This is a genomic window from Bordetella avium (genome assembly GCF_034424645.1).
GTDB lineage: Bacteria > Pseudomonadota > Gammaproteobacteria > Burkholderiales > Burkholderiaceae_B > Bordetella > Bordetella avium.
The window spans coordinates 2,296,528-2,309,798 of sequence record NZ_CP139969.1; the positions used below are offsets into that span (position 1 = coordinate 2,296,528).

The 13,271-nt window shown below is 62.7% G+C and carries 9 protein-coding genes; 5 read left to right on the top strand and 4 right to left on the bottom strand.

Translation table 11 applies throughout. The features are described from left to right. Together prmB and U0029_RS10655 are read left to right on the top strand one after the other, a co-directional pair. Positions 1-891 carry a 50S ribosomal protein L3 N(5)-glutamine methyltransferase gene (gene prmB, locus U0029_RS10650; RefSeq protein WP_114851908.1) on the top strand — a complete coding sequence of 297 codons (891 nt, stop codon included), beginning with the start codon at positions 1-3 and terminating at the stop codon, positions 889-891. Then, positions 888-2,810: an ATP-binding cassette domain-containing protein gene (locus tag U0029_RS10655; RefSeq protein WP_114851907.1), complete on the top strand. Its 1,923-nt coding sequence runs from the start codon at positions 888-890 to the stop codon at positions 2,808-2,810. The genes prmB and U0029_RS10655 overlap by 4 nt, the downstream gene beginning before the upstream one ends. A 355-nt stretch (positions 2,811-3,165) precedes the next feature. Here U0029_RS10655 and U0029_RS10660 read toward each other — a convergent pair whose 3' ends face one another. Beyond that, positions 3,166-5,418: a UvrD-helicase domain-containing protein gene (locus tag U0029_RS10660; protein ID WP_012417098.1), complete on the bottom strand. Its 2,253-nt coding sequence runs from the start codon at positions 5,416-5,418 to the stop codon at positions 3,166-3,168. Continuing rightward, entirely contained in the window at positions 5,415-6,623 is a 1,209-nt protein-coding gene (locus U0029_RS10665; RefSeq protein WP_012417097.1) for a DesA family fatty acid desaturase, read from the bottom strand. The genes U0029_RS10660 and U0029_RS10665 overlap by 4 nt, the downstream gene beginning before the upstream one ends. A gap of 250 nt (positions 6,624-6,873) precedes the next feature. On the opposite strand from U0029_RS10665, the gene U0029_RS10670 reads away from it, so the two are divergent. Next, complete coding sequence (locus U0029_RS10670) at positions 6,874-7,239, top strand: hypothetical protein (protein ID WP_012417096.1); 366 nt, start codon at positions 6,874-6,876, stop codon at positions 7,237-7,239. A 6-nt stretch (positions 7,240-7,245) separates the two neighbouring features. Here U0029_RS10670 and U0029_RS10675 read toward each other — a convergent pair whose 3' ends face one another. Then, positions 7,246-8,556, bottom strand: a complete 1,311-nt coding sequence (locus tag U0029_RS10675; RefSeq protein WP_039052075.1) for an RsmB/NOP family class I SAM-dependent RNA methyltransferase — start codon at positions 8,554-8,556, stop codon at positions 7,246-7,248. Between the two features lie 180 nt (positions 8,557-8,736). Then, complete coding sequence (gene purN / locus U0029_RS10680; RefSeq protein ID WP_231838725.1) at positions 8,737-9,342, bottom strand: phosphoribosylglycinamide formyltransferase; 606 nt, start codon at positions 9,340-9,342, stop codon at positions 8,737-8,739. A 111-nt stretch (positions 9,343-9,453) separates the two neighbouring features. On the opposite strand from purN, the gene U0029_RS10685 reads away from it, so the two are divergent. Both U0029_RS10685 and ileS read left to right on the top strand, forming a co-directional pair. Next, positions 9,454-10,419, top strand: a complete 966-nt coding sequence (locus U0029_RS10685; protein ID WP_039052066.1) for a bifunctional riboflavin kinase/FAD synthetase — start codon at positions 9,454-9,456, stop codon at positions 10,417-10,419. After that, on the top strand, positions 10,409-13,270 hold the full coding sequence (ileS, locus tag U0029_RS10690) for an isoleucine--tRNA ligase (RefSeq protein WP_114851906.1): 2,862 nt from the start codon (positions 10,409-10,411) through the stop codon (positions 13,268-13,270). The genes U0029_RS10685 and ileS overlap by 11 nt, the downstream gene beginning before the upstream one ends. Position 13,271: the final 1 nt, after the last annotated feature.

The following is a 13,271-nucleotide window of genomic DNA, read 5'->3' on the forward strand; positions in this document are numbered from 1 at the left end:
ATGCCGTCTACTGATCGACAAGAACTGCAAACTCTGCGCGACCTGATCCGCTATGCGGTGTCGCGTTTTCACGAAAGCCACATTGCGCTGGGCCATGGCTCGGATAACGCCTGGGATGAGGCGGTTTATCTGGTTCTGCACGGTTTGCACCTGCTGCCCGATTCGCTCGATCCCTTTCTGGATGCGCGCGTATTGAGCCAAGAGCGCGATCGCGTTCTCACGCTGATTGACCGTCGCGTCGCCGAGCGCGTGCCGGCAGCCTACCTGACGCATGAAGCCTGGCTGCGCGGCCATCGTTTCTATGTCGATCAGCGGGTCATCGTGCCACGCTCACCGATTGCGGAACTGCTGGATCAGGGCCTTGCACCCTGGGTAGCCGAGCCGGAATCGGTCGGGCGTGCGCTCGACATGTGCACTGGCTCGGGTTGTCTCGCCATCCTGGCCGCCCTCGCCTTTCCCTACGCCGAGGTCGATGCCGTCGATATCTCCCCAGACGCGCTTGATGTAGCGCAGCGCAATGTGGACGAATACCGGCTGCAAGACCGTCTCAGATTGCATCGCAGCAATCTGTTCGACGACCTGCCCGCGGCAGCCTACGACGTGATTGTCTGCAACCCGCCCTACGTCAACAGCCAATCCATGTCAGAGCTGCCGGCCGAATACCGCGCCGAACCGGCACTGGCGCTGGCCGGTGGTGCGGACGGCATGGATCTGGTCAGGCGCATTCTGCAAGCCGCGCCGCGCTACCTGTCGCCGCAAGGAGTGCTGGTGCTGGAAATCGGCCACGAGCGAGATCACTTCGAGGCGGCTTTTCCTGAACTCGAACCCATCTGGCTAGATACCGAGGACGCCTCGGATCAGATCTTGCTACTGACCCGCGAGCAACTGTGATACGTGCCTCTGGATTGACCCTACGCCGTGGCACCAAGGTGCTGCTGGACGGCGCCGAGTTCGTGGTGAACCCAGGCGAGCGCGTGGGCTTTGTCGGCAAGAACGGCGCGGGCAAATCTTCGCTATTCGCCTTGCTGACCGGCAGCCTGGACCAGGATGCCGGTTCGCTCGATGTGCCCGCTGGCTGGCGGATCGCCAGCGTGCAGCAGGAAATCGCCGCCGATGACAAGCCGGCGCGCGAGTTTGTCATCGATGGCGACACCCATTTGCGCGCCTTGCAGGCCGAGCGTGCCGGCGTGAGCGACAACGAAGGTAGCCGTATCGCTGAACTCGAAGCCGCGCTGGCCGAGGCCGATGTCTGGAGCGCCCCCTCGCGCGCCGAGCAATTGCTGGCGGGCCTGGGTTTCGCGCCTGACGAATGGATGCAGCCGGTAAGCAGTTTTTCAGGCGGCTGGCGCATGCGGCTAGCCCTGGCGCGCGCGCTGATGGCACCGTCCGAACTGTTGTTGCTGGACGAGCCGACCAACCACCTGGATCTCGATGCCATGCTGTGGCTGGAGAAATGGCTGGCGGCGTATCCCGGCACGGTGTTGCTGATCTCGCACGACACCGAATTTCTGGATGCGGTGGCGCGCGTGATTCTGCACTTCGATCATGGCAAGCTGATCCGTTACCGGGGCGGCTATGAAGACTTCCTGACACAGCGCGCAGAAAGGTTGCGCCAGGCCAGCATCGCCCACGAACGGCAAACGCGTGAAACCGCCCGTCTGCAAGGCTTCATCGACCGCTTCAAAGCCAAGGCCTCCAAAGCCAAACAGGCCCAAAGCCGTGTAAAGGCCCTGGCCCGCATGCAGGTGCTTGCGCCCTTGCAGGCTGAAGCAGGCATCGACATCCGTATTCCTTCGCCCGACCACACGCCGGACCCCTTGCTAGTGCTGGACAAGATGGCGGCGGGTTATACCGATGAGCGCGGCCAGGCCGTGTCCATCCTGAACAAGGTGACACTGATGGTGCGCGCCGGTGCTCGCGTGGGAGTGCTGGGCGCCAACGGCGCGGGCAAGAGCACGCTGATCAAGACCTTGGCCGAAGAGCTGCCCCTGCAGGCGGGAGAACGCCGCGCCTCGCGCGGGCTCGCCATCGGCTACTTCCATCAGCATCAGCTTGATATGCTCGACCTCGAGAGCACGCCGCTACAGCATCTGACGCGTCTGGCGCCGGACGCCCGTGAACAGGAATTGCGCAACTATCTGGGCGGCTTCGGATTTTCTGGCGACACGGTCAACGGCAAGGTGGCGCCGATGTCAGGCGGTGAAAAGGCGCGACTGGCGCTCTCGCTCATCGTGTGGCAAAAGCCCAATCTGCTGCTGCTCGATGAACCCAGCAACCACCTCGACGTGGAAACCCGCGAAGCGCTGGCCGCCGCGCTGGCCGAGTTTTCGGGCAGCATGCTGCTGGTGTCGCATGACCGCCATTTGCTGCGCACGACCGTGGACAGCTTCTGGATCGTCGCCGACGGACAGGTCCATGAATTCGATGGTGATCTGGAAGACTACCGCGACTGGCTGAGTGCACGGAATGCCCAAGAGCGTGCCGAAGCAGCCGGGCCCAAAGATGCCGATGCGCCCGACCGCAAGGCGCAGCGCCGCCAGGAAGCAGAGCAGCGCCAACGACTGGCCACCTTGCGCAAGCCTTTACAGGCCCGGCTGAGCAAGGTTGAAAGCGAAATGGAAAAACTGCGCGTACGCCTGCAAACGCTGGACGCGCTGATCGCTGACGCCGATCTTTATTCCGATGCACGACGCACCGAACGCCAGCAGGTAATGGCCGAGCACGGTGAGCTTGACAAGCGCATGGGCACGCTGGAAGAAGAATGGTTGGAAATCCAGACCTCGCTTGAAGAGATCGACCCTGGCAGTTGATCTCGCCGCCACCGCAAGCGCCCGCTTGCGGTGGCGCCTTGACGGAACATGATGCCGTCCGGTGCCGGCATCATCCTGCTTAGCCTTGTGTTGCGCGCGCAACCCTCTATACCCTGAGCGACACAAGCAAGCTTCGTTCGCAGAGAAACATGCATCCGTCGATCTGCCCCTCGTTCTTCAGACCAATGCGAACCTGGGATCTGACCGCGGAGGAATTTGATGTACTCGAGCGCGCCAGCGCTGATAGGGACTCGGGCAACACCACAGAAGAAAGCGCAGCGGGATCGAATCTCAGCCGCTTGCAACGAAAGCACAGCAGGTCTGGCTCCTGCCCGTGGGCAGGAGCCAGACCGCATCAAGCGATGATGTCCAGCTTGGCGATACCCAGCGCCAGTGTCTTAGTGCCAGCGTCGCGAAACTGTATCTGGGCCTGAGCATCCTGGCCCGTGCCGCTCAAACCGATGATCGTGCCCTCGCCAAAGCGCGCATGACGCACACCCTGACCCACCCGGTATTGGGCGTCACCGACGGTCACGCCTGTCGTGAGCGAGCGTGGCGCACGCGGCGTGATGGTTCCTGTCTGGCGACGGCCATAGGCGTCGCCGCGCTCGCTCCAAGCCATGCCCCCACCCGCGCCTTGCGATGCCCGCGGGCTAAGCCATTTGAGATGAGACTCGGGGATTTCTTCGAGAAAACGCGAACGCATGGCATAACGAGTCTGACCATGCAGCATACGGCTTTGCGCCAGCGTCAGGTAGAGCCGCTCGCGAGCCCGCGTGATGGCGACATACATCAAGCGCCGCTCTTCTTCGAGGCCTGCCGGCTCAAGAATGCTGTTCTCGTGCGGGAACAAGCCCTCTTCCAGACCGGTGATAAAGACGGCGTCAAACTCCAGGCCCTTGGCAGCATGCACCGTCATAAGCTGCACGGCGTCCTGGCCTGCCTGAGCCTGGTTGTCACCCGCCTCAAGCGCCGCGTGCGACAGAAACGCCGCAAGAGGCGACATGCTGGGCACAGGCGGTTCGCCTTCGGCAGCGTCGGTTTGCAGCGCCACGCCCGCAGGCAAGCTGTCGAAGTTCTCTTCGGCCGCGAACACCGCCGCCGCCGTCACGAGTTCATTCAGGTTTTCGAGGCGCTCGGCGCCTTCGCGCTCGGCCTGGTAATGCGCCTTCAGGCCGCTTTCCTCGATGATGTGCCCAACCATCTCGGGCAGCGGCAAATCACGTGTCTCGGCGGCAAGCCTGCCGATAAGCTGCGCGAACTGCGCGAGATTGGCCCCGCCCTTACCCGGCACCCGTGCCACCGCGCCAAAGAGGCTGGTCTGGCTGCTGGAAGCGGCGTCCGCCAAGAGTTCGAGCGTGCGGGCGCCGATGCCGCGTGTCGGAAAATTCACCACCCGCATCAGCGAGGTGTCGTCATCGGGATTGGCGATCAGGCGCAGATAGGCCAGCGCATGCTTGATCTCCTGCCTCTCGAAAAAGCGCAGGCCGCCATACACCTTGTACGCCACGCCGGCAGAAAACAGCGCATGCTCGAGCACCCGAGACTGGGCGTTGCTGCGATAGAGCACGGCGATTTCGCTGCGCGCGCGGCCTTCGTTGATCAAGGAACGGATTTCATCGACCACCCACTGCGCCTCCATGCCGTCGGAGGGCTGCTCGATGATACGAATCAGCTCGCCTTCCCCCTGGTCGGTCCAGAGGTTTTTACCCAGCCGGCCGCTGTTATGGCCGATCAGCGCATTAGCTGCATCCAGAATGTGCCCGAAAGAGCGATAGTTCTGCTCCAGGCGAATCACCCGCCCCTGGGCGTAGTCGCGCTCGAAGTCGGCCATATTGCCGACATTGGCGCCCCGAAAGGCGTAAATGGATTGATCGTCATCGCCCACGGCGAAGATCGCCGCCCCGCCGCCAGCCAACAGACGCAGCCATTTGTACTGCAGCGTATTGGTATCCTGGAATTCATCGACAAGGATATGTCGGAAGCGCCGCTGATAGTGCTCGCGCACGGGCGCGTTGCGGCTCAGCAACTCATAGGCGCGCAACAAGAGCTCGGCGAAATCGACCACGCCTTCACGCTGGCATTGCGCTTCATAGAGTTGATAAATCTCGACGAGTTTGCGGCGGTGCGCATCCCAGGCCTCGACCTCGGCCGGGCGCAGGCCATCTTCCTTGCTGCCGTTGATGAAACGCTGCACGTCACGGGGCGGATACTTCTCGTCGTCGATGCCCTGCGCTTTGAGTAAACGCTTGATGGCGGCGAGCTGATCGGCCGTGTCGAGAATCTGGAAGGCCTGCGGCAAGCCCGCATCGCGGTGATGCGCGCGCAACATGCGATTGCACAGGCCGTGAAAGGTACCGATCCACAGGCCGCGCGTATCGATCGGCATGGTGGCTGCCATGCGCATCAACATCTCGCGGGCGGCCTTGTTCGTGAACGTAACTGCCAGAATGCCAAAAGGACTGGCCTGACCGGTTTGAATCAGCCAGGCCATGCGGGTCGTGAGAACCCGGGTCTTACCGCTACCCGCCCCGGCAAGGACCAGGGCGTGAAGCGGTTCGAGAGTAACGGCAGCGAGTTGTTGCGGGTTGAGCTTATCGAGCATCATGCCGCGTAGCGGCGCAGGTGCAGCGCGAACTGCTCGAGGCCAGCGATGCCGCTTTGCTGGGCGCGCTGGCACCAGGCTTGCAGATCCTGCAACAGCTGCTCGCTGCTGGCGCTGGAGCTCTCCCAGATACGGCCCAGTTCCCGGCGCATCTGCACCAGCGTGGACAGGGAAGCGTTCTTGGCGATGACCTGATCAACCTCGGCGAGCTGTGCAGGCTGCAGCACCTCTTCGTTGCGGGTCAGCGTGCGGCGAACGCGGTTGAGCAGGGTCCAGTTGCAGTCGGCGCTACCCTTGCGGCGCGAGGCTTTGAGCTTGTTGAGCTCTTCGCCAGCCGCCTTCTTGATAACGTCGGCATAACGGGCCATGACTTCGTAGCGGTGGGTGATGACGCCTTGCAAGGTGCGCAGATCGATCGCCTTGGCATCAGGGTCCAGAGTCAGCTTGGGAGCGACCTTCTTGACCTTGGCCAGCCCCAGCCAGCGCAGCACGGTGATATAGCCCCAACCCACGTCGATTTCGTACCACTTGGCCGAGAACTTGGCCGAGGTGCCATGAGCATGGTGGTTGTTGTGCAGCTCTTCGCCGCCGATGATGAAGCCCCAGGGGAACACATTGGTGCTGGTGTCAGGGCTGTTGTAATTGCGGTAGCCCCAGTAGTGGCCCACCCCGTTGACAACGCCGGCAGCCCAGAAGGGAATCCAAGCCATTTGCACGGCCCAGACGGTCAGGCCGATGGCGCCGAACAAGGCCACGTCAATGGCGAGCATGGTCAGCACGCCCCACAGGCTGTGCTTGGCATAGAGATTACGCTCGAGCCAATCATCGGGCGTGCCGTGGCCGAACTTGGCCATGGTTTCCTTGTTGGTGGACTCTTGGCGATAGAGTTCTGCGCCGCGGAACAGCACCTTCCAGATGCCGAACAGCATGGGCGAGTGCGGATCGCCTTCCTTTTCGCACTTGGCGTGATGCTTGCGATGAATGGCCACCCACTCCTTCGTCACCATGCCCGTGGTCATCCACAGCCAGAATCGGAAGAAATGCATGACGGCGGGATGCAGGTCAAGGCCTCGGTGCGCCTGGCTGCGATGCAAAAAGACGGTAACTGCTACGATCGTAATGTGCGTCACGATGAGCGTGAACGCCACAATCTGCCACCAGCTGGCCTGAGTCAGACCACCAGACAGAAAAGAAAGGATGTAATCCATAAATCCGTTTTCTAAGCCTCACAGAAAGAGTGGGTAAAGTGTAGCCCACCTGAATTTCTTATGACAGCGCCGTTTCAAAATAGTTTTTGAGGGAAATCAAGTACTAAGCCACACCCTGAGGCTGCGCCGCAGCTCAGACTACCCCCTGGTTATGGGGATGGGCGGCCCGGGTAACAGGGTCAACATACATTTTGCTACATTAAGGGTGGCAAGATATATTCTGTCTTACCCCAAGTGAGCAACCAAGACTATGTTACGCCCTATCGCCACGGCCTTGTTCGCGATGGCGGCCCTGCCCGCACAATCCGACCCCATTTCAATTAAGCCGGGACAGGCCGCCGTGCTGGTCAGTTATTACGAGCTGCGCGGCTGTCAGGCGCTGGCCGCCCCGCGCCTGCGTCTGACCCAGACTGCTACATTAGGCAAGGCCACCGTGGTTGGCAGTAAGCACACCATCAGCGCCAGCGGCCATTGCGGCCATATCAATGCCCCCGTCGCCCAGGTGATTTACCGCGCGGATAAGACCGGACGCGAGCGCATCAGCTGGGAAACCCGGTTTCAAACGCGCGGCCGCGCGCCGGAAACCGGCAGCGCGGACATCATCGTATTGCCTTGACCCGCTTCAAGCGGCAGGCTCCTCGGGCTCTGCATCGGACACCGTCTCAGGTTCTGCCAGGACAGGCTCTGCCACCGTTTCAGCCGCACGACTGGCTTTTTTGCGCTCGAATACCGCAGCAAAAAAACCGTCCGTGCCATGCAGGTCTGGCCGCAACTGCACGTAAGGCCCCTCAAGCTGAAGCTTGTCGCAACGGTTATGCAAGAGCGCAGCGGCGTCGAGACGTTCAAAGCCAGGGTTCTCGGCCAGAAAACGGTCTGCCTGCTGGGCATTCTCTTCTGGCAACAGACTGCAGGTGGCATACACCAGGCGACCGCCCGGGGCCACACAACGCGCAGCGCTCTTGAGAATGCGGTGCTGCAGCGCGACCATCTCGGCCAGCGACTGGGGGTTCTGGCGCCATTTCAGGTCAGGATTGCGCCGCAGGGTGCCAAAACCGCTGCAGGGCGCATCGACCAGCACGCGCTGCGCCTTGCCCGCCAGACGCTTGACCCGGGCGTCGTTCTCGCTATCGATGACGACGGGCACCACATTGGACAGGCCGCTGCGCGCAAAGCGCGGTTTGGCGCGCGCCAGGCGGGCGGCCGACACATCGAGCGCGTACAGCCGGCCGGTCGAACGCATCAAGGCGCCCAGCAACAAGGTTTTGCCGCCCGCGCCCGCGCAGAAATCAATAATCATTTCACTGCGGCGCGGCCCCACCAGCAGGGCTAGCAGCTGACTGCCCTCGTCCTGCACCTCAACCTCGCCCTTCTCGAACTCGGGCCAGCGGTTGATGGACGGATGCCCCTTGAAGCGGATACCCCAAGGCGAGTACGGCATGGGTTGCGGGTCATAGCGGCCGGCCGGGCCGGCGCGCAGCACTTCCAGCAGTGCATCCCGCTCGATCTTAAGCGGATTGGCGCGCGCATCCAGTTGGGCCGCCTGGTTTAGCGCGCCCATAAGAGACTCGGCCTGTGGCAGCACGCTCAGGCGTTCGGCCAGCCAATCGGGCAGGCTATAGCGCACGTTAGCAGGCAGGGAGGCGGGATCAACCTGATCCACCCGCGCGAGCCACGCCGCCTCGCCGGGATCGAGCGCATCGTTGACGTATTCCACACCACGCGTGGCCGCCAGCCCCAGGATGGCGAGTCGGCGCTCGGCCGGCCCCACACCGCTCTCGGCCAGTTGCCGGTAACGGCGCAAATTGCGCAGCACGTCGTAGACGCCCTCGGCCAGCTCGGCCCGGTCGCGCCCGCCCAGCGCCGGATTGGCCCTCAGCCAATGCGACAGCACGGCGTCGGCCGGATGCTCCCATCTGAGCATCTCGCCCAGCACGAGCTGGATCTGATGAACACGATAGGACGCCAACGGTCGGCGCGGACGGTCGGAATTGTTGCCGCCACTATTGCTATAGCCGCCGCCGTTACGCTCGGAACGCCCGGACTTGCCGGCGGAGCCTTGGTATTTGTTATTCATGATGATTCCTGGGGAGTACCCCGGTTGAACCGCCGGCCCTCAAAGGCTTGCCGGCGGCCAGATAAACAGTCGGTTCGGATCGCCCTGAACATCGACGCGATGATCGGCGGTCAGACTCACTCGCCGCTCGGCCAGCCAGCGCGCGGCGGCTGGATAGGCGTGGTGCTCGACCTCGAGCACACGTTGCGCCAGCGCCTCGGGCGTGTCGCCTGCCAGCACCGGCACGCAGCCCTGGGCGATGATGGGGCCGTGGTCGAGCACCGGAGTTACAAAATGTATAGTGCAACCGTGAATGCGGACCCCCGTCGCCAGAGCCTGGGCATGGGTGTGCAAACCCGGAAAAGCTGGCAACAACGAAGGGTGGATATTAACCAGCTTGCCAGCGTAATGATTGACGAAGCCGGGCGTCAGCACGCGCATAAAGCCCGCCAGCAACACATAATCCGGTTCGAAGCGGTCGATCTCGGCGGCCAGCGCCGCGTCAAAAGCTTCGCGGCTGGGAAATTCCTTGTGAAACAGGGCCGCCGTAGGAATACCCCGTTCAGCGGCCCACTCGAGGCCGGGAGCGTCGGGACGGCTGGCGATGACTGCCGCCACTTCGGCAGGCCAGACTTGATCCGCGCAACTTTGCACCAGCGATTGCATATTGCTGCCCCGCCCTGAAATCAGGATGACGAAACGGCAGGGGGTCGATTGAGATTGAGGCAAGATAAGAAATTCCGAGGCGAGCCAACTCAAAATTGTAAACTCTTGTCCGTGAAACCATCGCTGCGCATCTACCACCACCTGCCGCCCCCCGGCCAATGCGCCCCCTGTGCCCTGACCATCGGCAATTTCGATGGCGTGCACCGGGGCCATCAGGCCATCCTCGCCCAGGTACGCGAAGCCGCCGAAAAACGCGGCCTCATCCCCTCCGTCATGACGTTCGAGCCGCATCCGCGCGAGTATTTCGCGCGCCTGAACCGGCGCCCCGAACTTGCGCCCACCCGTATCAGCGGCCTGCGCGACAAGGTCAGCGCGCTCGCCTGCGCCGGCATCAAGCAAGTTCTGATAGAGCCTTTCAACGCCCGGCTGGCGGACATGTCGGCCAACGCCTTCATCGAAGACCTGCTGGTAAAAGGCCTGCGCACACGCTGGCTGCTCGTGGGCGAGGACTTCCGTTTCGGGCGCAAGCGCAGCGGCGATATCGATCTGCTGCGCGAGGCCGGACTCAGCCACGGATTCGAGGTGGCTACCCTGGCCGATGTGACCGACCGCCACGGGCACCGCATCTCCAGTTCGGAGGTGCGCACGGCGCTGGCTGTGGGTGATCTGGAACGTGCCCAGCACCTGCTAGGCCACCCGTTTCGAGTCAGCGGCCACGTGATTCATGGCCGCAAGCTTGGCCGTGAACTGGGTTTTCCCACCATGAATCTGCGCGTGGCCCCTCGCTTCGCCGCCCGCTCTGGCATTTACGTGGTGCGCGCCCACGGCCTGGGCGACCAGCCTCTGGCAGCCGTAGCCAGCCTGGGCGTGCGTCCCAGCGTCGAAGAAGCCGGGCGAGTGCTGCTCGAGGTTTATCTGCTCGACGAGCGCATCAATGCTTACGGTAAACTCGTACACATTGAATTTCTGCACAAACTTCGGGACGAAGAAAAGTATCCCGATCTCCCTTCCCTGACTGCCGCCATCGCCGAAGACGCGCGAAACGCGCGTGCCTATTTTGCCGTTCATGGACTATAAAAAGACCCTCAATCTGCCCGACACCTCCTTCCCCATGCGGGGCGATCTAGCCAAGCGCGAGCCTGGCTGGGTTCAGCAGTGGGAGGAAAACCGCGTCTACCAGGCGATTCGCGCTGCCAGCAAAGGCCGGCCGCTGTTCATCCTGCATGACGGCCCGCCCTATGCCAACGGCGACATTCACATCGGGCACGCAGTCAATAAGATTCTGAAGGACATCATCGTCAAGAGCCGCAGCATGGCTGGCTATGACGCGCCCTATGTGCCGGGCTGGGATTGCCACGGCATGCCGATCGAAATCCAGGTCGAGAAAAAATTCGGCAAAAACCTGCCGGTTACCGAGGTGCATGCCAAGGCCCGCGCCTATGCGCTGGAGCAGCTGGATCGCCAGCGCCAGCATTTCAAACGCCTGGGCGTGCTGGGCGACTGGGACAACCCCTATCTCACGATGAACTTCAGCAATGAAGCCGATGAGATCCGCGTGCTGGCCCGCATCCTTGAAAAAGGCTATGTCTTCCGTGGCCTGAAACCCGTCAACTGGTGTTTCGACTGCGGCTCGGCGCTGGCCGAGGCCGAAGTCGAGTACGCCGATCGTGTCGATCCCGCTATTGACGTGGCCTTCCCCTTTACGGACAAGGCCGCTTTGGCCGGCGCCTTCGGCCTGGACAGCGTGGACGACGGCGCTATCGTCATCTGGACCACCACGCCCTGGACCATTCCGTCTAACCAGGCGCTCAATGTTCATCCGGAAATCGAGTACGCCTTGGTGCGCGTCTCGCCCACCCCGGTACATGGCCCCCTGGTCCTGATCGCCAAAGAGCGCGTCGAGGCCTGCCTCAAAACCTGGGGCCTGGAAGGCGAGATCATAGCCACGGCGCCGGGACAGGCGCTGGACGGTCTGCGCTTCGCGCATCCGCTGGCCCGCGCCGCCGAAGGCTATGACCGCACCTCGCCCATCTATCTGGGCGACTACGTGACCCTGGACACCGGCACGGGTGTCGTGCACTCTGCACCCGCTTACGGTATTGAAGACTTCGTCTCCTGCAAAAACCATGGCTTGGCGGATGCCGACATCCTGAGCCCCGTGATGGGCGACGGTAAATACATCGCTACGCTGCCGCTGTTTGGCGGCCTGTCGATCTGGGACGCCAACCCCAAAATCGTCGAGGCGCTCAAGCTGGCCGGCTCGCTGATGCACGTCCAAAAGTTGTCGCACAGCTATATGCACTGCTGGCGCCACAAGTCGCCGGTCATCTACCGCGCGACCAGCCAATGGTTCGCCGGGATGGACGTCACGCCCGAGGGCGGCGGCCAGACCCTGCGCGAAAGCGCGCTGGCCGGCATCGAAGCCACCACCTTCTACCCTGCCTGGGGCCGTGCGCGCCTGCACGCCATGATCGCCAACCGCCCCGACTGGACGCTGTCTAGGCAGCGCCAATGGGGTGTGCCGATGGCTTTCTTCGTGCACAAGGAAACCGGCGCCCTGCATCCGCGTACCGTCGAGCTTCTTGAAGAGGTCGCCAAGCGCGTGGAAAAATCCGGCATCGAAGCCTGGCAATCGCTGGACCCGCGAGAACTGCTGGGCGATGAGGCCGACAGCTACGAGAAAAACCGCGACACGCTGGATGTATGGTTTGACTCGGGCAGCACCCACGCCACCGTGCTGGGCGGTAAAGATCACGCCCTCCACGGCTCGCATGGCGAGCAATTGGCCTGGCCGGCCGACCTTTATCTGGAAGGCTCCGACCAACATCGCGGCTGGTTCCACTCCTCGCTCCTGACAGGCTGCATGCTCTATGGCCAGCCCCCTTACAAGGGCCTGCTGACCCACGGTTTTGTGGTTGATGGCCAGGGCCGCAAGATGAGCAAGTCGGTCGGCAACGTCATTGCGCCGCAAAAGGTTTCCGACTCGCTGGGCGCAGAAATTCTGCGCCTGTGGGTCGCCTCGACCGATTATTCGGGCGAACTGTCTATCTCCGACGAGATTCTCAAGCGGGTGGTCGAGGGCTACCGCCGCATCCGCAACACGCTGCGCTTCCTATTGGCCAACGTGGCGGACTTTGATGGCGTGAACCAGGCCGTGCCCTACGGCGACCTGCTCGAAATCGATCGTTATGCCCTGGTAATGACGGCGCAGATGCAAGCCGAAGTACAGGCTCATTACCAAAGCTATGACTTCCATCCGGCCGTCTCGCGCCTGCAAACCTTCTGTTCGGAAGACCTCGGCGCCTTCTACCTGGACATCCTGAAAGACCGCCTGTACACCAACGCGCCTGGCAGTCATGCCCGCCGCAGCGCCCAGACGGCCTTGCTCGACATCACCCAGACGCTGGTCAAGTTGATGGCGCCCATCCTGTCTTTCACCGCCGAAGAGGCCTGGAAGGTGTTGGCAGACTCGGCGCTCAAGCACCAGGCCGACGCCGCTCGCCTGACCATCTTTACCGAGGTCTACCACACGCTGCCCCCTTACGCCGACGCCGATGCGCTTGCCGGCCGCTGGGGCCGCCTGCGAGCCATCCGTGCCGATGTGTTGCGCAAGCTGGAGGACGTCCGTGGCGAAGGCCTCATCGGCTCGTCGCTGCAAGCCGAGGTAGACATCTATGCCGACGGCGAAGATCTTGCGCTGCTGTCTGCCCTGGGGGATGACCTGCGCTTCGTGCTGATCGTCTCGCGCGCCACGGTGCATGCCCGCGCCGGCGAACTGGCCATCGAGATCGCCCCCTCGGCTCACAAGAAATGCGAACGCTGCTGGCACTGGCGCGCCGATGTGGGTCAAGATGCCGATCACCCCGAGATCTGCGGCCGTTGCGTGTCCAATCTGTTCGGCGCGGGCGAAAGCCGCGCAAAGGCCTGAG

Coding starts and splice junctions, on each gene's coding strand:
- prmB (WP_114851908.1), top strand. CDS start 1: ATGCCGTCTACTGATCGACAAGAACTGCAAACTCTGCGCGACCTGATC.
- U0029_RS10660 (WP_012417098.1), bottom strand. CDS start 5,418: ATGATGCTCGATAAGCTCAACCCGCAACAACTCGCTGCCGTTACTCTC.
- U0029_RS10665 (WP_012417097.1), bottom strand. CDS start 6,623: ATGGATTACATCCTTTCTTTTCTGTCTGGTGGTCTGACTCAGGCCAGC.
- U0029_RS10670 (WP_012417096.1), top strand. CDS start 6,874: ATGTTACGCCCTATCGCCACGGCCTTGTTCGCGATGGCGGCCCTGCCC.
- purN (WP_231838725.1), bottom strand. CDS start 9,342: ATGCAATCGCTGGTGCAAAGTTGCGCGGATCAAGTCTGGCCTGCCGAA.
- ileS (WP_114851906.1), top strand. CDS start 10,409: ATGGACTATAAAAAGACCCTCAATCTGCCCGACACCTCCTTCCCCATG.